This is a genomic window from Chryseobacterium formosum, from assembly GCF_026460885.1.
GTDB lineage: Bacteria > Bacteroidota > Bacteroidia > Flavobacteriales > Weeksellaceae > Chryseobacterium > Chryseobacterium formosus.
The window spans coordinates 225,782-246,905 of sequence record NZ_JAOVZW010000004.1 but is presented as its reverse complement, the minus strand read 5'-3'; the positions used below and the strand labels follow the sequence as shown (position 1 = coordinate 246,905).

Sequence of the window (21,124 nt, the reverse complement as noted above, 5' to 3'; positions counted from 1 at the left end):
TTCAAAACTTATCACTCAAAAATGGACTTCTGCGCATTAGATTTTGAAACCGCTACTCACGAGAGAAACTCTGCGTGCGAATTGGGAATTTGTATTGTTCAGGATTCAAAAATTGTTGAGACTAAAACCTGGTTGATAAAACCACCAAGTTTCCCTTATTTTCATCCTAGAAACATTGATGTACACGGAATTTTACCGAGTGATGTAAAAGACGCTCCAACCTTTGCAGATATTTGGTACGAAGTACAAGAAATGATGTATGGAACTTTAATGATTGCTCACAACGCCAGTTTTGATGCAGGAGTTTTGAGAGGATGTCTTGATTATTACGGAATGTTTACGCCAAAATTGAATTATCTATGTAGTATTCAGTTAGCAAAAAAATCTTGGAATTATCTTCCGAAATATGGTTTAAAACATTTGGCTGAATATCATGATATTAAGTTTAAACATCACAGAGCCGGAGATGATGCTGAAGTTTGTGCAAAAATATCGTTATTAGCTTTTGAAAAATTGATTCTTACGAGCAATGATGAAGTTTCTGATTATATGAAGCAGAAGATTAAAATTTTATAATTTTCCGCATTGAAGCATTTGATTAAAGATTAGTTCTTAATTAAAATTCTTTTTGATTTAGTTACTTAAAACTTCAGATAGTAGATGGAATTTTGGAATGTCGATTTCGAATTGTTCTTTTGTCTTTGAGTTTTCAACCAAATATTTTCCGCTCATATTTCCTACTCCTGAGTGAAGCATTACATTCGAAAAATAGGCAAAATTATCACCAGACTCTACTTCAGGAGTCAATCCAATAATACCATCGCCAACAACTTCTGTAAACCCGAATCCTACATCGAAAATAAGCCACTTTCTCTTAAGAATTTTTATAGGGAAATCACCATCGTTTTCTATGACAATATTGTATTTAAAAACGTGTCGGTTTTCTGAAGGATAACTGTTCTTGCTATCATATTCAGGAATAACCGAAACTTTGATATTAGAAGTAATTTTAGAAAACATTTCATTCAATTTAAAACATTCAATACAAAAATCTCGCCTTTTTTAGGAGGCGAGATTCTATGTGATATTATAAAAAATTATTATTATAATCCAAGACCTTTTCTTTCGTCTCCACCCAATAGAATTTCTACAGGATTGTCGATACCTTCTTTTACCGCAACAAGGAATCCTACAGACTCTTTACCGTCGATAATTCTGTGGTCATAAGACATTGCAACATACATCATTGGACGAATAACAACCTGTCCGTCAACCGCAACTGGTCTTTGGATGATATTGTGCATTCCCAAGATTGCAGATTGAGGTGGGTTAATAATCGGCGTTGATAACATTGAACCAAAAGTACCGCCGTTTGTAATCGTGAACGTACCACCAGTCATTTCATCAACAGTAATTTTACCGTCTCTTACTTTGATTGCTAAATCTTTAATGTTTCCTTCAACGTTTGCGAAAGACATATTTTCAGCGTTTCTCAATACAGGAACCATCAAGCCTTTAGGACCTGAAACTGCAATTGAAATATCACAGAAATCGTAGTTAATTTTGAAGTCTCCGTCGATAGATGCATTAACATCAGGATATAATTGTAACGCTCTTGTAACCGCTTTTGTGAAGAAAGACATGAAACCAAGTCCTACTCCATGCTTCTGAGCAAATTCTTCTTTATATAATTTTCTTAGTCTAAAGATTTCAGACATATCAACTTCGTTGAAAGTCGTCAACATTGCAGTTTCGTTCTTTACAGAAACTAATCTTTGAGCGATTTTTCTTCTAAGAACTGAAAGTTTAGTCGTTGTAGTAGATCTTGCACCTGTAGCCGTTACAGAACTTCCACCCATTGCAGGTTTAGCAGCTAATTCAGCGTCAGATTTAGAGATTCTTCCGTCTCTTCCTGAACCTGAAACCTGAGAAGCATCAATTCCTTTTTCGTCAAGAATTTTCTTTGCAGCAGGAGAGGGAGTTCCAGTAGCATAAGATTGAGCGGCAATAGGAGCTGGTTTTGGAGCTTCTACTTTTGCAGGTTCAGCAGCTTTTGGAGCTTCTTCCTGTTTTGGCGTTTCAGCAGCAGGAGCAGCATTACCTTCAGGTTTTGCAGCATCCATATCAATTAAACAAACAACCTGACCTACCTGTACTACATCACCTTCTTCCGCTTTTAAAGTGATAACACCACTTTCTTCAGCAGGTAATTCTAATGTTGCCTTGTCTGAATCTACTTCAGCGATTGGTTGATCTTTTTGTACATAATCACCATCTTTTACAAGCCAAGTTGCAATTTCAACTTCTGTAATTGATTCTCCCGGTGAAGGAACTTTCATTTCTAAAATTGACATATCGTATTTTTTATTTTTTTAATTGGATATTTATTAAGATTTTGATAAAATAGATAAAAGATGAAAGACTAATTTCTAACCTCTAATTTCTAACCTCTAATTTCTAACTTCTATTTTTTTATTAAGCGGTTACAGGTCTTTTAGCAGGAGCATCGTCTCTGTCAAAAACTCTGTTAATTACAGCATTCTGGTTTTTCTCAAACATTTTGTGACTTCCCGGAGCCGGAGCACCGCTTTGTACCGGCGAAACTACCTGAATTCCTGTATCTCTAAAATTTCTTAAGATATAAGACCAAGCTCCCATATTTTCCGGTTCTTCCTGAGCCCAAACCAATGAAGTTCTGTTTGAATATTTAGCAAAAACAGCTTCGATAGCATCATTTTGAAGTGGATATAACTGTTCGAATCTTACCAAAGCAACATTTTCACAATTTAACTCTTCTTTTTTAGCCAATAGTTCGAAGTACAATTTACCTGAACACAATACTAATTTTTCAACTTTCGCTGGATCTGCAGTTGGATCATCTAAGATTGGCTGGAATCCTTTATTTGAGAAATCTTCAAGCGGAGAAACCACTTTTGGATGTCTTAACAATGATTTTGGACTCATTACAATTAATGGCTTTCTGAATGACCATTTTAATTGTCTTCTCAACAAGTGGAAATAGTTTGCAGGAGAAGTGATATTCGCCACAACCATATTTTCATTTGCGCAAAGTGTTAAGAATCTTTCCAATCTAGCTGAAGAGTGTTCTGCACCTTGACCTTCAGAACCGTGAGGCAACAACATCACCAAACCATCCTGAATCTTCCATTTTTCCTCTGCTGCAGCTAAATATTGGTCAACAATAATCTGAGCTCCGTTTACGAAATCTCCGAACTGAGCTTCCCAGATTGTTAAAGTATTTGGAGATGCCATTGCATATCCGTAATCAAAACCTAAAACTCCATATTCAGAAAGGTGAGAGTTGAAAACATCAAATCTGCTGTCTGAAACTTCTTTTAAAGGAACATATTCTTCTTCAGTATCTTCAGTTTTTACAACAGCATGTCTGTGAGAGAAAGTCCCTCTTTCCACATCTTCACCAGAAATTCTTACGTTGTGACCTTCAACAAGAAGTGTTGCATAAGCCAACCATTCTCCAAGAGCCCAATCTAAATTGTTCCCTTCAATAGCTTTGATTCTATTTTCGAAAAGTCTTGTAATTTTATTTAAGAACTTTTTATCAGCCGGAAGTGTTGACATTTTAATTGCCAATTCTTTCAACTTAGCTAAGTCATATTTTGTATCTACAGCATCTTGTACAGCACCTCTTTTTGCAATTGGATAATTTGTCCAGTCTTCTGACATGAAAACATCCATCACGTTTTTCTCAATTTCTTTAGAAGCATCAAAGTCTTTATCTAAAAGTGCTTTGAATTCCGTTTCCATTTTAGCGATAACATCGTTTGATGTAACATGATCTTTAAGTAATTTCTCTTTATAAATTTCTCTTGGATTCGGATGTTTAGAAATTGTTTTGTATAAATTAGGCTGTGTAAATCTTGGTTCATCACCTTCGTTATGACCATATTTTCTGTATCCTAATAAATCGATATAAACATCTTTCCCAAATTTAGCTCTGAAATCAGCAGCAAAGTGAATGGCATGAACCACAGCTTCTGCATCATCTGCATTGACGTGCATTACAGGAGATTCAGTAACTTTTGCAACATCTGTACAATAAGTAGAAGATCTTGCATCCATATAATTAGTTGTAAACGAAACCTGGTTATTTACAACAATATGAACGGTTCCACCCGTTTTGTAACCTTCCAAAGTCATCATCTGAGCAACTTCGTAAGCAATACCTTGCCCAGCTAAAGCTCCATCTCCATGAATAATGATTGGTAAAACTTTAGAATAATCTTTATACTTATCGTCAACTTTTGCACGACAAATACCCTCAACTAAAGCGGCAACGGTTTCTAAGTGAGAAGGATTTGGAGTCAAGTTGATGGCAACTTCTTCTCCTGAAGCAGTTTTAACAATTTTTGATGAACCTAAGTGATATTTAACGTCACCTGAAAATACATCTTCCTCAAATTCTTTTCCTTCAAATTCTGAGAAAATCTGTTTGTAAGATTTACCGAAAATATTAGTTAAAACATTCAATCTACCTCTGTGAGCCATTCCTAAAACAACCTCATCAACACCAAGTTGAGAAGATCTTGAAATCAACTGATCCAAAGCTGGAATCAACGTTTCACCACCTTCCAATGAGAATCTTTTCTGACCAACAAATTTTGTGTGAAGATAATTTTCAAAAGCAACTGCCTGATTTAATTTAAGTAAAATCTCAGTTTTTTCGTTTGCATTAAGACTTGGATGGTTTTCGTTAACCTGAATCCACTGTTTAATGAAATCTTTTTCCTGAACATTGTTGATGTGCATGTATTCCACACCGATAGAATCACAGTAGATATTTTCTAAGTGAGTAATCAATTCCTGTAAAGTTGCAGGACCTTTCATTCCTGTTTCAACGGCACAGTTGAATTTTGTATTTAAATCTGATTTATCAAGACCGAAATTTTCGATATCTAAAGTCGGAGTGTAATGTCTTCTTTCACGAACAGGATTTGTTTTTGTGAAAAGATGACCTCTCGTTCTGTACGCCTCAATAAGATTTACCACCTTAAATTCCTTCTTGATGTGCTCCGGAACCTCTCCGTTCGAAGCAGCCTGCGAAATCTGCTGAACTGCAGGTGCAGAATTCCCCGAATTTTTGATGTACTGGATGTCTTCTTCATCAGAATAGTTCTCCAATGCAAAATCAAAGCCTTGAAAAAAGGCCTTCCATGATGGTTCTAAAGAGTCCGGGAATTTTAGGTATTGTTGGTATAAATCCTCAATTAACTGAGAATGAGCTGCGTTTAGGAATGAAAATCTGTCCATTATTACAGTTTATCTATTATTAAATTTTGTTTAACGAATTAATCCTCAAATTTAATAAAAAAAAACGGGTTAGGATAGTCTCAAACCTTTAAAAAAATTATAAAATCAATAATTGGGAATAAATCATCTATATACCGAAAGTGAAATTTTCATATTCACATCTTGACCTTCCGCAGGTGACTCTATAAACATCTGATAAACATCACCATATCGCATTTCATCTTTCTTAGCTTTCTGCATCAGCTGTTGAATCGCTTTTACTCTTCCCGCATAAGAGCCTTTGTAGTAGATGACATAATTTTCTGTCGGACTCACCGATCTGAAACTGAAATTATTATCTGAGATTCCTATTTTTTTAGATAATGGAATTCCGAAAAAGTAAGAAACTTCGTTGTCTTTGAAATTGTCGGCATCGGTAATCAAGACAGGATATCCTACCTCATCATTTTTTTTACCTAAATCCATTGACACAAAATTGTTTACTTTATTGTAATTCATCACGATATTTTTATACAAAGCGTCTTTTTTATTGGAAGCACTTACGTTGACTCCCAAAATCATCTTTTCCTCTTCTTTTTCAACCATCAAACTGTCGTACTTTATCGCAGCTAATTGATTGTCTTTTTCAACTTTATTGCCTAAAACATTTTTAAGATTCAGCATACTTTTGTCAATGTTTTCAGCAAATTTATCTTCCGTCCAGAAATTCTGAGCTCTTGATAAAAGCGACAATTTCGGAGTATGTACAAACCATTTTATTTTTGTTTTTTCAGCAGAAACAACAGTAAATTTAACATCAATTAAAGTCGGATTTTCATCTTCGTCTTCAAAAAGCTGATATCTTAAAGTTTTGTTTGGATTTTCATAACGAATAAACATTTCTCCGCCATCTTCACTTTTCGGATCATTGTAACTGATTGCGCTTCCCTGCCCTTCGTAAGGCGAATAATAATCAATCGTAATGGTTTTTGAACTTGAGAAAAAATTATTCCAACGTGTGAAATTCTGTAGATTATTAAACTGATTAAAAACTTTTTCAATAGGATAATTTACTTCTTTTTCAATCGTAAACTCTTTACTTTCATCCACAAAATAGTACATGGAAGCCGCATAAGCTCCTATTAAAAGTACTACAATAACCGCTATGATTTTGAAAAAACGCATCGCACAAAAGTAAGACAAATAAAAAAAGTGACCAATATATTGATCACTCTTGTTTTTATCTTTTTCAGAATTTATCCTATGTGAGTTCCCGGTTTTAAAACTGCACCTTTTTTCACAACAACAATTCCGTCTTGAACTGAATGAGTTCCGTAATCCCCATCTTGAAGATGTTTTCCACCGATGATTCTTACGTTGTCACCGATGTAACAGTTTTTATCTAAAATTGCTCTTTCGATGTAACAGTATTTTCCGATTCCCATATTTGGCAAACCTTTTCTGTCATTATTTACAATTTCAGTTGTATTTTGGTAAAAATCAGCTCCCATAATATAAGAATTGACAATTGTACTTCCTTTATCAATTCTTGTACGGTTTCCAATCACTGAATTTTCGATTTTATCTGCCATGATGATACATCCGTCTCCAAAAACCGCCTTACTTACATAAGAACCGTTCACTTTTGATGGAGGAAGCATTCTTGCACGTGTAAAAATTGGTGCTGATGAAAACAGATTAAACTGTGGAAAATCGTGACAAAGATCTAAGTTTGCTTCGTAGAAAGATTCAATGGTTCCAATATCTGTCCAATACCCTTCGTATTGATAACTTAAAGTGGTATATTTTCCGATAGAATTTGGAATAATATCTTTCCCGAAATCGTCTCCTGCTCCTTCATCAAACATTTTTTTCAAAATACTTTTAGAGAAAATATAAATTCCCATTGAGGCTAAATACTCCTTTCCTTTCATTTTATTCTCTTCCGAAACTTCAGACTCAAGACCGTTAAGTTCATCAAATCCGGGTTTTTCAACAAAAGAAGTAATATTTCCTTCATCATCTGATTTTAAAATTCCAAAACCTGTCGCATCTTTAGAATTTACAGGAATTGTAGCAATCGTTACATCTCCACCTTTTTCAAGATGAAAATCTAGCATTTCATTAAAATCCATTTGATATAGCTGATCTCCGGAAAGAATCAAAATATATTCGTAGTCGTATTTCTCCAAATGCTTCATCGACTGACGAACAGCATCTGCAGTTCCCTGAAACCAACTGTCGCTGTCAACATTCTGTTCAGCAGCTAAAATATCTACGAAACCTTTACTAAAAATATCAAAATGGTAAGAATTTTTGATATGTGAGTTTAGTGAGGCTGAATTAAACTGCGTTAAAACCAAGATTTTATTTAAACCTGAATTAAGACAATTAGAAATAGGAATATCTACCAATCTGTATTTTCCTGCGATAGGAACAGCCGGTTTTGATCTTGAATACGTTAACGGAAAAAGCCTTGTCCCTCTTCCACCTCCCAAAACAATGGAAATGACGTTGTGTTTCATAAATATCTGCGTTTTTATTATTTATATAGTTTGTTTGTTTTTGACAGAATATTAAAATTACTGATTATATAAAGCTATGTATTTTTCTGCTGATTTTTCCCATGCAAAATCAAATTTCATATTAGATAAAACCAATTCATCCATTTTAGCTTTGTCTTTATACACATTTAAACCTCGACTGATTGCGTGAATGATGTCATCAACTCCCGGATAAGTAAAATTCAAGCCAGAACCTCCTGTTGTAATATCTTTTACGGTATCTCTCAATCCGCCTGTATAACTAACAATCGGAACCGTTCCGTATCGCATTGCATACATTTGATTAAGTCCACAAGGTTCAACCCTTGAAGGCATTAACAAGAAGTCTGCCGAAGCGTAGATTTTATGGGATAAATGTTCTTTATATCCAATATCTGTCGCAAAATTCGAGTAAACCGAATCCATTTCTTTCAATTGTTGTTCTATGTAAGCATTTCCGGAGCCGAGAACAATTATATTTAAACCTCCAAAACTTTGCTTAATACTTCTCCAAATCAAATCCGGAAGTAAATCAGCCCCTTTTTCCGTCGCAAATCTTCCGATAAAAGCAAATAATGGAAGCTCTGGATTTAAGCCATATTCTTTACACAATTTAATCTTGTTCTTCTTCTTAGTTTTTAAAGCGTTTTTAATATTAAAATTAAAATCAATCATCGGATCGGTTTGTGGATTCCAAACATCGGTATCAATGCCGTTAATAATTCCGTATGCTTTTGAAAATTCTTCTCTCACCAAACTTTCAAGACCTCTGAAACTCACAAATAATTCTTCCAAATAACCTTCGGAAACCGTTGTAAATGCATCTGCACATTTAATCATACAAGCCAAAGGATTAATAAGTCCGTTCCAATCGAGCAATCCCCATTTGTAATGATCGAAAGCGGGCATATAACTCACCATATCCCAACTCATCATGCCTTGATATTCTCCGTTATGAATCGTTCCGATGGTTTTTACACCTTTCAAAAATTCAAATTCATAACAGTTTTCCACCATAAACGGAACCAAACCGGTGTGATAATCATGACAATGCAATACATCTGGACGAATTTTCATCGCAGACAACCAATGTAAAACTCCATGCTGAAAAGCCAAAAACTGAAAACTTTCATCCTGATATCCGTAAGGATTTTCACGATCAAGTAATCCCGGAATTTTCACCATAAACAATTCGAATCCCAAAACATCAGTCGTCTCCTTTAAAACCTGGACCTGAAGCATATTTGAACCTTGGTGAATAAAGCCGTCAAAAACCACTTCAAAATCATAATCGTATACAAAATGTTTATTGTACCAAGGCATCACCACTTTTGCGTTAATGTCTTTTATTTTGTTCTGATATTTCGGCAGCGCACCGACTACATCTGCCAATCCGCCAACTTTTGCTACGGGATAACATTCTGTACTGAGGTGAAATATTGTCATTTTTTGTGTTGTTTAATCCTATTTAATTTATACTTTTTATCTTTTCTCTGTCTTAAAACAATTCCTGAAAGAGCAGGAAGATTTAAACTGATTGATCTTGGTCGATTCATCCAGTCATCATGATCCTCTCGGAAAATATTGGCTTCCACTCCGCTTCCGCTATATTTTTCGTCATCGGAATTGAGAACAACTTCCCAATGCGTTCCCGAATTCACTCCAACTTTATAATCCAAAACCTGAGGAGTAAGATTTAAAATAACCATAAAAACATCATCCCTTCTCTTTCCTTTTCTTAAATAAATATAGACAGAATTATCGGTATCATTAGCTTCAACCCATTCAAAACCATTGGGGTTAAATTGATTTTCGTAGAGAGAGCTTTCATTTTTATACAAATGATTTAAATCTTTCACCAAATTCTGTAAACCTTTATGAACCGGATATTCCAGCAAATGCCAATCTAAACTTTGTTTAAAATTCCATTCATTGGTTTGTCCGAATTCATCTCCCATAAACAGTAATTTCGCTCCGGGATGCGTAAACATATAGACGTATAAAGCTCTGAGATTGGCAAATTTCTGCCATTCGTCACCTTTCATTTTATAAATCAGACTTGCTTTTCCGTGCACAACCTCGTCATGAGACAAGGGCATCATATAATTTTCGTTATACATATACATCGACGCAAAAGTAAGCTTGTGATGATGATGCTTTCTGGCAATCGGATCTTCTTTAAAATAAAATAAAGTATCATGCATCCAACCCATCATCCATTTCATTCCGAAACCTACACCTCCATCATGAACAGGTTTTGTCAACATTGGAAAATCTGAACTTTCCTCAGCAATTGTCATGACATTATCTCCAAATTCTTTATAAACAGCTGTATTAAATTCCTGAAGAAAAACTTTCGCTTCAAGATTTACATTTTCGCCATAAATATTCGGTTCCCATTCCCCTTCATTTCTTGAATAATCTAAATGAAGCATCGACGTGACTGCATCAACACGTAAACCATCTGCATGATAACGGTCAAGCCAGAATACAGCATTTGAAATTAAGAAAGATTTAACTTCATTTCTTCCATAATTGAAAATATATGATTTCCAGTCGGGGTGAAAACCTTTTCGAGGATCTTCATGTTCATACAAATAAGAACCGTCGAAACGGTGCAATCCATTAGCATCACCAGGAAAATGCGAAGGAACCCAATCTAAAATTACACCAATATCATTTTTGTGAAGTTCATTAATCAAAAACATTAAATCTTGGGGCGAACCGAAACGAGAAGTTGCCGCAAAAAAGCCGGTAATTTGATAACCCCAACTTGGATCATACGGAAATTCCATAATGGGCATAAATTCCACATGTGTGAAACCCATTTCCTTTAAATAAGGAACCAATTTTGAAGCAATATCTCTGTAGTTAAGAAACTTTTCAGGATTATCTGAATTTCGCATCCACGAACCTAAATGAATTTCATAAACAGAAATCGGAGATTCCAGACTGTTTTTTTGCCAACGTTTTTCAAGCCATTCATGATCTTCCCATTCATACCAATTGGTGGAAACCATCGATGCCGCCTGAAGATTTTGCTCCCAACTTAATGCAAAAGGATCACTTTTTTCTAAGATTTTTCCTTGAACAGTTTCAATCGCATATTTATAAAGCGTACCCCAGGAAAGCGCAGGAATAAAGCCTTCCCAAATACCCGATTGATCCCATCTTGGAAACAGAATATGTTCCCGATGATTCCAATTGTTAAAGTTCCCGATAACAGAAACTGTTTTGGCATTCGGAGCCCAAACCGAAAAATAAACCCCTTTTACTCCATCTTTCTCAACCGAATGAGCACCAAACTTTTCGTAGAGTCTGTAATGTTTACCTTCCTTAAAAAGATACACATCATGTTCTGTAAAAAGTGTGTAGGTCTTCACAAAATTCATCATATAGGTTTTTATTCTAAATCAATCGTAAAGTATATATTATTCATTAAATAACGATGACTATCAAATATATAAATTTTTCCTTTGGCAAAAGCTATTTTTAATCAATTTTAATATGATTTCTTAAATATATTTTTTATAAATTTATAAGTTTTAAAACCGTTTAAAACACACAATGAAATTTACGCTCAACACGGCAGAAAAAGACACAAGACCAATTTTCATCACCGGAAATTTCAACAAATGGAATCCGAAAGATTATAATTTTCAGCTTCAGCAGTCTGATGAAAACACCTACAACATCAATATAGATGACGAAATTCTTGCAGATATTGTAGAATATAAATTCACAAAAGGAGGCTGGGAAAATGTAGAATTAGACAAATTCGGAAGCATTACTCCCAACAGAAAAGTTGAAAAAACATCTACTCCAAGTTCTGATTTTGTCGAAAAATGGAGGTTTAATTGGGGACCTTTTAAAAAAGAGTTTTTTCCGATTGTGGAAGTAATTTCGGAAGAATTTTATATTCCACAACTTGACCGTTACCGAAAAGTTTGGGCACTTTTACCTCACGATTATTACATTTCAGAAGAAAAATATCCTGTTCTTTATCTTCAGGATGCTCAAAATTTATTTAATGAAGGTAGTCCTTACGGAAATTGGGAAATAGACAAAAAACTTTCAATTCTTGCAGAATACGGTCGTGGCGACATGATTGTAATCGCTGTAGAACACGGAAGTGAAGATCGAATTAAAGAATACATTTTTGATAATGACAATGTTGCAAACGGTTCGGAAGGAAAAAAATACATCCGATTTGTAACAGACACTTTGAAACCTTTCATCGATGAACATTATCGTACCAAAAAAGACAGAGAAAATACCGGAATTGGTGGAAGTTCTTTAGGCGCTTTAATCAGCATCTACAGTGGATTTTTATATCCTGAAGTATACTCTAAATTATTAATTTTCTCTCCTTCACTTTGGATTGAACCCAACAACAATTTTCCGATGATGAGTTTCAGAGTTCCTTTTAAGACTAAAATTTATCTTTATGGCGGTGAACAGGAAGGTTCAAAAATGGTCAAAAGAATTCAAGTTTTTGAAAATTATCTGAAACGTTGGGAAAAGAAAAACCTTTTTGATTTTGAATTTAAAACAAGCATCAATCCCGACGGAGCGCACAGCGAATTTTATTGGTCGCAAGAATTTCCGAGAGCAATTGAATGGCTTTTCTACAATAACACCGAAAATCCTGTTGAGGTGAAGCCGCATCAGGAAAATATTAAAAATTAATACAAACAAAAAATGAAACTATTCAACAAAAAAAATAAACAGTACTCTCAGATTTTCAGACTTTTCACAGAAGAATCTTGGAATTTAAACGCAAAAGGATTCAACAAAAATATTAGCCTGTTATTCGCTGGAAAAAAACATGAAGTTTTCATTGAAACCAGCGAAGAAACTATTACTTATTATATCGGTTTAGGAAAAGAAACGCTTCAGAATTTTGAATTTCAACAAATCGGAGTGAAATTTTCTCAGACTCAGAAAAAAAATATTCAGACAGTTCCGACTTTATTTATTGCTGATTTTATTAATGAAAAACAGTTTGAAGAATTCACAAAAGGTCTTTTCTTAGGGACTTACAATTATCCATTTAGCAAAACTCATGCTTTGTGGAATGAATCTTTCGAACTTCACTTTGGAAATTTAAGCCAGAAAAAACTGGATGCACTTTCAGAAAGAATTGATGCAATTTACGAAGGACAAACTGCTTGTCAGGATTGGCTTAATAAACCAGCGAATTTAAAAAGACCAGAAGCTCTAAATACTTATTTGAAAAATTTAGCTAAAAAAAATCAGTTAAAATATACAGTATTCAACAGAAAAAAATGTGAGGAGCTTGGTTTGGGAGCTTTTCTTTCCGTTAATCAAGGTAGTGCTTACGATGCAGCTTTCACCATTTTGGAGTATAAAACCTCAGTAAAAAATGCAAAAACATTCGGACTTGTCGGAAAATGTGTTTTGTTTGATACAGGTGGAATTTCCATTAAAGCTGCAGACAATATGCACTACATGAAATCTGATATGGGAGGCGCAACTGCCGTTCTTGGAGCACTTATTTACGCATCGCAAATGAAACTTCCCGTTAACATTACAGCGATTTTGCCGATTACCGACAATGCAATTTCTGAAAATGCCTATTTACCAAGCGACGTAATCACAGCTTACAACGGAAAAACAATTGAAGTTCTCAATACCGACGCAGAAGGTAGGATGACTCTTGCAGACGGATTATCTTATCTTTCAAAAAACTATAAAACCGATATTTTAATTGATCTTGCAACGCTTACAGGAAGCTCTGTGAGAATGTTCGGAGATACTTGTGGAGCGATGTTTTCTAACAATGAAGAGCTTAAAAATTTATTAATTAAAACTGGTGACAAAACCAATCAGAGACTATGGAATTTGCCATTGTGGGATGTTTGGTTGGATGATTTTAAATCTGATGTTGCCGACTTTAAAAATATCTCAATGAAACCTTTAGGAGATTGCATTATTGCTGCAAAATTTTTGGAACAATTTATAGAAAACCATCCAAATTGGGCACACCTTGATATTGCGGGAGTTGCGTTTGGAAATGTGGGATATGCAAAAGAAAAAGCCGCAACCGGATTTGGTGTACAATTATTAGCCGATTTAATCGAAAATTATCATTAAAAATTAGTTTTTTAGAGATTTTCTTCTTATACTTGATTAGTAATTTTCAAAAGCACATCGATTATCTATTTTTAGTATTAAATAATCAATAATCATAAGCTTTTATTTTTTATAATTTAATAAAAATTAAAAATCATTATATGAAGGAGAAAACCATCGTATGTATTTCGTGCTATTATAAAGGTTACGATTTTATGGACGAGATGAAAAAGCTCGGTAATAAAATCATCCTCGTAACATCGGAAAATTTAAAAGAAAAAAACTGGCCATGGCACGCTGTCGACGAAGTTTTCTATATGCCGGAAATTAAACCTTCGGTATGGAATCTTGATCATCTTATTCAGGGATTTTCTCACTTAATGAAAACCCGAAAAGTAGATGCCGTAATCGCTTTGGATGATTATGATGTTGAAAAAGCTGCACTGATTCGTGAAACATTCCGTATTCCGGGAATGGGACAAACGACGCACCGTTATTTCAGAGACAAACTTGCAATGCGTCAAAAAGCAAAAGATTCAGGAATTAACGTTCCTGAGTTTACCGCCGTGTTTAATGATCAGGAAGTAAAAGATTTTACCGAAAAAGTTTCTCCGCCATGGGTTTTAAAGCCACGTTCGGAAGCTTCTGCATCGGGAATCAAAAAATTAAAAACTCAGGAAGAACTTTGGGCAGCGCTTGAAAATTTAGGCGAAGAAAGACATTTATTTCTTTTAGAAAGTTTTAAACCTGGAGACGTTTATCATGTTGATAGTTTGACTTTTAATAAAGAAATTGTTTTCACATCTGCTTCAAAATACTTAGCTCCACCAATGCAGGTCTCTCATGAAGGTGGTGTTTTCCGTACCAAAACTTTAGGCAGATATTCTGATGAATTTAAAGCCTTAGAAGAAGCCAATGCGAAAGTTTTATCAAATTTTGGTCTAATGAACGGTGCCACTCATACAGAATTTATCCGTGGAAAAGAAGACGGAAAATGGTACTTTTTGGAAACTTCTTCAAGAGTTGGAGGTGCACATATTCCAGATTTAGTGGAAGCTTCAAGCAACATCAATATTTGGCGTGAATGGGCAAAAATCGAAGACGCACTTTTAAGAGGTAACCATTATGAAATCTCAAAACCTACCGGATATTACTCAGGATTAATTGTTGCGCTGATTAAAGATTTAGCTCCAGATTATAAAGATTTTGAATGCGCAGAAGTTGTAAAATTTCTCCCAATCGATTATCACGTAGGAATTGTTTACAAATCAAGTGATTCTGTAATTGTTCAAGAAAGATTGGATTTTGCCGCAGAAAAAATTCATGCTGAAATGCTCAATGTACTTCCTCCAAAAGATAAGCCAAGTTTTTAATTCCAATGAATAGAGATGTTGATATTCAATAAATTATAAATTTCATCAAAATTAACTTGCCAAAAGAATCTCAGTTAAATATTAATTTAACTACACTCGAAATTGGAGAATGGAAAAACAAAGCTTATTACAAATTTGTTGATTCTACAAATCCCAATAAACAAGGATCAAATGGCAATTTAAGGATAATATTATTTTAGAACATCCAAAATACGGAACAATTATTTTAGACATACTTAAAGATGATCAACTCGGTGGAATTGAATTTTTTAAGTTCATATAATTAACACAAATAAAAACTCAAATTAGAAAATATGCCACATATAGAGCACACAGACTATTATTCTCATATCTTAGGAACAAGCCTGAAAGTGGAAGTTACAGGACATTTTGGTTATCCTATTATCATGTTTCCAACTTCACAGGGCTTATATACTCAAAATCATGATTTTCATCTTAACAGCAGCATCAATTATTTTGTTGAGCAGGGAAAAGTGAAATTATACAACATTCAAACTATTGATGCTTGGAGTTTTTATGACGAAAAAATCTCTCCACAACAACGCATAAGAAATTATGAAAAATATGTACAATTTCTGATTCAGGAATTTGTTCCTTATATCCAAAAAATCCATCAAACGCATCGTGTTGCGATTGCAGGTGCAAGTTTCGGAGGTTATCATGCTGCGAATTTTGCGTTCAGATTTCCTGATGTGATTTCCCATTTATTCTGTCTTTCTGGAGCTTTTAGCATTAGAAATTTCATGGATGGTTATGATGGAGAACTCGTTTATTTTAACTGCCCTAGAGAATTTGTAAAAAATGACGAGGCTTGGAAATACAAACATATGCATATTGTTTTAAGCACTTCCGATGAAGACATTTGTAAAGACAAAAATGTGGAAATGGCAGAAATTTTAGCCTCAAAAGGAATTGATTTCTGGTACGACGAGAAAAAATGGATCAATCACGATTGGCCACTTTGGAGAATGACTTTCCCAACCTATATCGGAACATTTTTTTAGAATTAAAAACAACTCAAATCTTAATATTTAAACATTAAAAACAAAATTATGGCAAAAAAAGTAGGAATTTTATTCGGGATGGAAGATACATTTCCGTGGGCATTTATTGATAAAGTTAACGAACTTGGAGGCGGAGAAATTATCGCTGAACCGGTAAATATAGATAAATTAGAGCAAGGTGCAGATTATGGTTATGCAGTAATTATTGACAGAATTTCTCAGGATGTTCCTTTTTACAGAGCTTATTTAAAAAATGCAGCATTGAACGGAACTTATGTGATCAATAATCCTTTTTGGTGGAGCGCAGACGAAAAATTTTTCAACAATGCTTTAATGTCAAAATTGGGTATTCCATTACCTAAAACAGTCTTACTTCCTTCACACGAAAGACCTACAGATACGTCTGAAACATCTTTTAGAAATTTAAAATTTCCTCATGATTGGGAATATATTTTTGAATATGTAGGATTTCCGGCTTATATGAAACCTCATGATGGGGGTGGTTGGAAAAGCGTTTACAAAGTTGAAAATCCACAGGATCTTTGGGATAAATTGAGCGAAACAGAACAATTGGTGATGATGGTTCAGGAAGAAATTGTTTTTCAGGATTATTACAGAGTTTATTGTTTAGGGCAAAAATACGTTCATATTATGCCTTATGAACCGAGAAATGCACCTCATTTGAGATATGAAACAACTCACCAAACTGAAGGTGAAGATCTAAAAAAATTGCTAAAAACGATTCACGATTATACAATCAAAATGAATCAGGCTTTAGGTTATGATTTCAACACAGTGGAATTTGCAGTAAAAGACGGAATTCCTTATGCTATTGATTTCTGTAATCCGGCTCCGGATGCAGACAGAAACTCTGTAGGAGAAGAAAATTTCGCCTGGATTGTGGAGCATTCAGCAAAATTAGCTATTGAAAAAGCGAAAGAATATGTTCCCGGAAAACCAAATATTGCTTGGGGAACTTTCGTAAAAGATTCAGTTAAATAGAAAAAACAAAAACACAGATAAAAAAATGCATCAATTTACTATAGGAATCGAAGAAGAGTATCAGATTATCGATGTTGAAAGCCGCGATTTGATTTCTCATGTTTCAAAAATCATTGAAGGTGGAAAAGCTGTTTTAAGTGAAAATTTAAAGCACGAAATGCACGAATCTATGATTGAAATGGAAACCGGAATTTGCCAAAACATTCAGGAAGCTCAGGCTGAACTAACCAATCTGAGACGTCATTTAATCAACACAGCTCACGAACAGGGACTTCGTGTTTCCGGTGGCGGAACTCACCCTTTTTCAAACTGGGAACACAATACGATCACGAACGGAGAACGTTACAATAAAATCGTAGATGATATGGGTGATGTTGCCCGTGGAAACCTCATTTTCGGTTTGCACGTTCATATCGGAATCCCAAATCGTGAAGAAGGTGTAAGAATTCAAAATGTGATGCGATATTTTCTTCCACATGTTTATGCACTTTCCGTAAATTCTCCGTTTTGGATTGGTAGAAATACCGGATTTAGATCTTACAGACAAGAGATTTTCGTTAAATTTCCAAGAACAGGAATTCCGAGCTACTTCAATTCTTTGGCAGAATTTGACAGTTATGTAGATCTTTTAGTGAAAACCGGAACAATAGATAATGCTAAAAAGATTTGGTGGGATCTTCGTGTTCACCCATTCTACCCTACCATTGAATTCAGAATTTGCGACATGCCTTTGAGAATCGAAGAAACGGTTTGTCTTGCTGCAATTATGCAAAGTTTAGTGGCTAAAATTTACAAACTGCATCAGCAGAATTTAAGTTTCAGAAGCTACAGAAGATTATTGCTGAATGAAAATAAATGGCGCGCCTCAAGAGACGGGATCCATTCTCATTTAATTGATTTTGGGAAAGAAGAATCTGTTCCTTATGCGGATCTTTTGAAAGAACTTTTAGAGTTTATTGACGATGTAGTAGATGAATTAGGATGCAGAAAAGAAGTGGAATATGCCTGGAAAATTTTAGAAAACGGAACCGGTGCAGATCGACAATTAGCGGTATATAAAGAAACCGGCGACTTGAAGAAAGTAGTTGATTACATGATCTCTGAAACCGAATTTGGTATTACTCACGGCGAAGCTGCTATATAATATTTTCATAACTTTGCAGAAATTATGAGGTTATGAAAGATGTAAGAATTGCTTTGCTGGATATGAATAACAATCAGACGAATCAAGGTTTTAAAAATATTAAAGAAATCTCTGAAACGTTCAAAAAGCAGTCAGAAGAAAATATTACGATTACAAGTTTTGATATAAGATTTAAAAACGAGATTCCGAATATTGAAGATTTTGATATATTCATTTCTTCTGGAGGACCGGGAAATCCACACCGTGAAGGTTTTGAATGGGAACAGAAATTTGCTGATTTTTTGGATGCTGTTTATGAACACAACAAACAAAATGAAGCTAAGAAATATCTTTTTTTAATTTGTCATTCTTTCCAATTGGCGAGTATCCATTGGGATTTGGGAAATATCTGTAAAAGAAAATCTTATTCTTTTGGAGTGCAACCGATTCATAAAACAGAAGAAGGTGAAGTTGAGTTTTTATTTAAAAACTTACCCGATCCTTTCTATGCGGTAGATTCAAGAGCGTATCAGTTTATTGAACCTAATTTGGAGCGTTTTGAAGAATTGGGAATGAAAATGGTGGCGATTGAAAAATTTCGTCCAAATATCAATCTAGAAAGAGCCATTATGGCAATTCGTTTTTCTGACGAAATTTTCGGAACTCAGTTTCATCCGGAAGCAAATCCTGACGGAATGATTGAAAACCTGAAAGACGAGAAAAATAAAGAAGCCATGATTGAAAACTACGGAATGGAAAAATATCTGGAAACCGTAGACAGGATCAATGATGAAGATAAAATTGTTCTTACACAATCTCAGATTTTACCCCGCTTTTTAAGTGATGCGAAGAAAAATATTTTGAAAGCCAATAAAGCAACAGCTTAAAAATAACTCAAATAAAAAATAATTAAAATCGAGCATTATTGCTCGATTTTTTAAATCACAAAAGAAAAAAAACATGATTCAAAAATACAGAAAACAATTTAACGAAGAATTTTCTCAGGAAAAATACAATCAGATGAAATCTTTGCTGATTGAAAAAAGTGGTTTAGAGCCGGGATTTAGACTTTCTGAAAGTCCGATCTTTTTAACTCAGGAATTCAAAGAGAAATTAATTTCCGCAAGTGAAAGTATCATTGATCAGATCCAAAATTTACCTGAAGGAACTTTAGAGAAATCAATCCCTGAAAACTGTAAAGTTCCCAATGATACAAAACAGCCTCACTTTTTCACAATAGATTTTGGTGTCTGCAGAAGCCCAAATGGTAAAATTGAACCTCAACTCATCGAATTACAGGCATTCCCTTCTTTGTATGCTTTTCAGAATATTTATGAAGAAACTTTTTGTGAAGTTTATCCTTTTTTAAATGAGCTTAAAAATAATATTTCAAAAGAGGATTATCAAAAACACTTGTATGAATTAATTGTTGGAAATGAAAATCCTGAAAATGTAATTCTGCTTGAAATTTATCCCGAAAAACAAAAAACAGCAATTGATTTTGCTTTAACTGAAAAGCTTTTAGGTATAAAAACGGTTTGTCTGACAAAAATCAAAAAAGAAGGAAAGAAGCTATTCTACGAAAATAATGGAAATTTAACCGAAATCAAAAGGATTTATAACCGTGTAATTTTTGATGAGCTTGATAAAATTCCAGACTTGAAAACTGAATTTAATTTCCGTGAAGAAGTCGATGTAGAATGGGTTACTCATCCAAATTGGTTTTTCAAAATATCCAAATATCTTTTGCCTTTATTGAAACATGAATTTGTTCCGAAAAGTTATTTCCTTAATGAATTTCCGGAAAATGAAAGCTTAGAAAATTTCGTATTAAAACCTTTATTTTCTTTCGCAGGAAGTGGAGTAAATTTAAATCCGACAAAAGAAATTACGGATGATATTTTGGACAAAGAAAACTATATTTTGCAGAGAAAAGTGAATTACGAACCAATTTTTGAAGATATCAACGGAGAATTTTCAAGAGCGGAAATTCGTTTGCTTTATATTTGGAAAGAAAATGAAGAAAGACCTGTTTTGCTTCAAAATCTTTCAAGAATGACCAAAGCAGCAATGGTAAATGTAGATTTTAATAAAAAAAATGCAATTTGGATTGGAAGTTCGCATGCGTTTTTTGGAGAATAAAAATATATTAGAAATGAATAGAAAAATTAGACTTTCTTTTTTATTGATATTAAGTTTAAATTCTTTAATCTTTTCTCAAGAAAATGAAGTTTCGTTGAAAACTCAGGCAAAACAATTTTCGCTTGATTTTGTTAAAGCTTACTTTCAAAAAGGTTGTAAAAACTATGATCTTATTTCTAATTCTGTAATTATTCTTGATGGAGATGGTATTGTAGAAAAGAAAAAATTTAAAGATAAACTCTGTGAATCATTTAATTCTGCAATTCGTAATAAATCTAAAACTTACAAAGATTATATAGACAATTACATAATTGAAATTTATACACCTCAAGAACTTATAGAAAAAAGTAGAGTTAAGCTTCCAGGATATTATGTTCCAACTGAAACTGATTATTTTTTCTTTGGCAATAAACTAAAAGATGAAAATAATGAGAATTTCATTTGGGATGACATGTTTATTTTTATGGTTAGAAAAGAAAATAACACTTGGTTTTTTAAAGGGGCAAGTGGATAAATTTAATCTTAATTTATTTTTATAAAAATAAAACCTCA

17 protein-coding genes are annotated in these 21,124 nt (G+C 34.0%); 10 read left to right on the top strand and 7 right to left on the bottom strand.

Annotated elements, in window-relative coordinates; all coding sequences use genetic code 11:
• The first annotated feature begins 21 nt into the window (after nt 1-21).
• The gene (locus OF897_RS05545; protein WP_267264693.1) at nt 22-576 is read left to right on the top strand and encodes a 3'-5' exonuclease; all 555 of its coding nucleotides are present in this window, start codon (nt 22-24) and stop codon (nt 574-576) included.
• 57 nt (nt 577-633) lie between these two features.
• On the opposite strand, the gene apaG is transcribed toward OF897_RS05545, so the two are convergent.
• From apaG to glgB, 7 genes are all read right to left on the bottom strand, one after another.
• Nucleotides 634-1,020: a Co2+/Mg2+ efflux protein ApaG gene (apaG, locus tag OF897_RS05540; protein ID WP_267264692.1), complete on the bottom strand. Its 387-nt coding sequence runs from the start codon at nt 1,018-1,020 to the stop codon at nt 634-636.
• A gap of 83 nt (nt 1,021-1,103) precedes the next feature.
• On the bottom strand, nt 1,104-2,354 hold the full coding sequence (gene odhB, locus OF897_RS05535; RefSeq protein ID WP_267264691.1) for a 2-oxoglutarate dehydrogenase complex dihydrolipoyllysine-residue succinyltransferase: 1,251 nt from the start codon (nt 2,352-2,354) through the stop codon (nt 1,104-1,106).
• A gap of 121 nt (nt 2,355-2,475) precedes the next feature.
• Nucleotides 2,476-5,289 (bottom strand): 2-oxoglutarate dehydrogenase E1 component, encoded by a 2,814-nt coding sequence (locus OF897_RS05530; protein ID WP_267264690.1) that lies wholly within the window; start codon nt 5,287-5,289, stop codon nt 2,476-2,478.
• 123 nt (nt 5,290-5,412) lie between these two features.
• The gene (locus OF897_RS05525) at nt 5,413-6,453 is read right to left on the bottom strand and encodes an SRPBCC family protein (RefSeq protein WP_267264689.1); all 1,041 of its coding nucleotides are present in this window, start codon (nt 6,451-6,453) and stop codon (nt 5,413-5,415) included.
• Between the two features lie 71 nt (nt 6,454-6,524).
• Complete coding sequence (locus OF897_RS05520) at nt 6,525-7,793, bottom strand: glucose-1-phosphate adenylyltransferase (protein ID WP_267264688.1); 1,269 nt, start codon at nt 7,791-7,793, stop codon at nt 6,525-6,527.
• 57 nt (nt 7,794-7,850) lie between these two features.
• The gene (locus OF897_RS05515; RefSeq protein ID WP_267264687.1) at nt 7,851-9,257 is read right to left on the bottom strand and encodes a glycogen synthase; all 1,407 of its coding nucleotides are present in this window, start codon (nt 9,255-9,257) and stop codon (nt 7,851-7,853) included.
• Complete coding sequence (gene glgB / locus OF897_RS05510; protein ID WP_267264754.1) at nt 9,254-11,203, bottom strand: 1,4-alpha-glucan branching protein GlgB; 1,950 nt, start codon at nt 11,201-11,203, stop codon at nt 9,254-9,256. The genes OF897_RS05515 and glgB overlap by 4 nt, the downstream gene beginning before the upstream one ends.
• Nucleotides 11,204-11,378: 175 nt before the next feature.
• Between glgB and OF897_RS05505 the strand changes: the two genes are divergently transcribed.
• From OF897_RS05505 to OF897_RS05465, 9 genes are all read left to right on the top strand, one after another.
• Nucleotides 11,379-12,500 carry an alpha/beta hydrolase gene (locus OF897_RS05505; protein ID WP_267264686.1) on the top strand — a complete coding sequence of 374 codons (1,122 nt, stop codon included), beginning with the start codon at nt 11,379-11,381 and terminating at the stop codon, nt 12,498-12,500.
• A 12-nt stretch (nt 12,501-12,512) separates the two neighbouring features.
• Nucleotides 12,513-13,928, top strand: a complete 1,416-nt coding sequence (locus tag OF897_RS05500; RefSeq protein WP_267264685.1) for a M17 family metallopeptidase — start codon at nt 12,513-12,515, stop codon at nt 13,926-13,928.
• Nucleotides 13,929-14,068: 140 nt separating this feature from the next.
• Nucleotides 14,069-15,280 (top strand): ATP-grasp domain-containing protein, encoded by a 1,212-nt coding sequence (locus tag OF897_RS05495; protein ID WP_267264684.1) that lies wholly within the window; start codon nt 14,069-14,071, stop codon nt 15,278-15,280.
• A 314-nt stretch (nt 15,281-15,594) separates the two neighbouring features.
• Nucleotides 15,595-16,305: an alpha/beta hydrolase-fold protein gene (locus OF897_RS05490; protein ID WP_267264683.1), complete on the top strand. Its 711-nt coding sequence runs from the start codon at nt 15,595-15,597 to the stop codon at nt 16,303-16,305.
• A 48-nt stretch (nt 16,306-16,353) separates the two neighbouring features.
• Nucleotides 16,354-17,307 carry an ATP-grasp domain-containing protein gene (locus OF897_RS05485; RefSeq protein ID WP_267264682.1) on the top strand — a complete coding sequence of 318 codons (954 nt, stop codon included), beginning with the start codon at nt 16,354-16,356 and terminating at the stop codon, nt 17,305-17,307.
• A 25-nt stretch (nt 17,308-17,332) separates the two neighbouring features.
• The gene (locus OF897_RS05480) at nt 17,333-18,451 is read left to right on the top strand and encodes a carboxylate-amine ligase (protein ID WP_267264681.1); all 1,119 of its coding nucleotides are present in this window, start codon (nt 17,333-17,335) and stop codon (nt 18,449-18,451) included.
• A gap of 32 nt (nt 18,452-18,483) precedes the next feature.
• Nucleotides 18,484-19,317, top strand: coding sequence for a type 1 glutamine amidotransferase (locus OF897_RS05475; RefSeq protein WP_267264680.1), 834 nt, complete (start codon nt 18,484-18,486; stop codon nt 19,315-19,317).
• 73 nt (nt 19,318-19,390) lie between these two features.
• Nucleotides 19,391-20,572: a hypothetical protein gene (locus OF897_RS05470; protein ID WP_267264679.1), complete on the top strand. Its 1,182-nt coding sequence runs from the start codon at nt 19,391-19,393 to the stop codon at nt 20,570-20,572.
• 13 nt (nt 20,573-20,585) lie between these two features.
• Complete coding sequence (locus tag OF897_RS05465) at nt 20,586-21,086, top strand: hypothetical protein (RefSeq protein ID WP_267264678.1); 501 nt, start codon at nt 20,586-20,588, stop codon at nt 21,084-21,086.
• Nucleotides 21,087-21,124: the final 38 nt, after the last annotated feature.

Coding starts and splice junctions, on each gene's coding strand:
- OF897_RS05545 (WP_267264693.1), top strand. CDS start 22: ATGGACTTCTGCGCATTAGATTTTGAAACCGCTACTCACGAGAGAAAC.
- apaG (WP_267264692.1), bottom strand. CDS start 1,020: ATGTTTTCTAAAATTACTTCTAATATCAAAGTTTCGGTTATTCCTGAA.
- odhB (WP_267264691.1), bottom strand. CDS start 2,354: ATGTCAATTTTAGAAATGAAAGTTCCTTCACCGGGAGAATCAATTACA.
- OF897_RS05530 (WP_267264690.1), bottom strand. CDS start 5,289: ATGGACAGATTTTCATTCCTAAACGCAGCTCATTCTCAGTTAATTGAG.
- OF897_RS05525 (WP_267264689.1), bottom strand. CDS start 6,453: ATGCGTTTTTTCAAAATCATAGCGGTTATTGTAGTACTTTTAATAGGA.
- OF897_RS05520 (WP_267264688.1), bottom strand. CDS start 7,793: ATGAAACACAACGTCATTTCCATTGTTTTGGGAGGTGGAAGAGGGACA.
- OF897_RS05515 (WP_267264687.1), bottom strand. CDS start 9,257: ATGACAATATTTCACCTCAGTACAGAATGTTATCCCGTAGCAAAAGTT.
- glgB (WP_267264754.1), bottom strand. CDS start 11,203: ATGAATTTTGTGAAGACCTACACACTTTTTACAGAACATGATGTGTAT.
- OF897_RS05505 (WP_267264686.1), top strand. CDS start 11,379: ATGAAATTTACGCTCAACACGGCAGAAAAAGACACAAGACCAATTTTC.
- OF897_RS05500 (WP_267264685.1), top strand. CDS start 12,513: ATGAAACTATTCAACAAAAAAAATAAACAGTACTCTCAGATTTTCAGA.
- OF897_RS05495 (WP_267264684.1), top strand. CDS start 14,069: ATGAAGGAGAAAACCATCGTATGTATTTCGTGCTATTATAAAGGTTAC.
- OF897_RS05490 (WP_267264683.1), top strand. CDS start 15,595: ATGCCACATATAGAGCACACAGACTATTATTCTCATATCTTAGGAACA.
- OF897_RS05485 (WP_267264682.1), top strand. CDS start 16,354: ATGGCAAAAAAAGTAGGAATTTTATTCGGGATGGAAGATACATTTCCG.
- OF897_RS05480 (WP_267264681.1), top strand. CDS start 17,333: ATGCATCAATTTACTATAGGAATCGAAGAAGAGTATCAGATTATCGAT.
- OF897_RS05475 (WP_267264680.1), top strand. CDS start 18,484: ATGAAAGATGTAAGAATTGCTTTGCTGGATATGAATAACAATCAGACG.
- OF897_RS05470 (WP_267264679.1), top strand. CDS start 19,391: ATGATTCAAAAATACAGAAAACAATTTAACGAAGAATTTTCTCAGGAA.
- OF897_RS05465 (WP_267264678.1), top strand. CDS start 20,586: ATGAATAGAAAAATTAGACTTTCTTTTTTATTGATATTAAGTTTAAAT.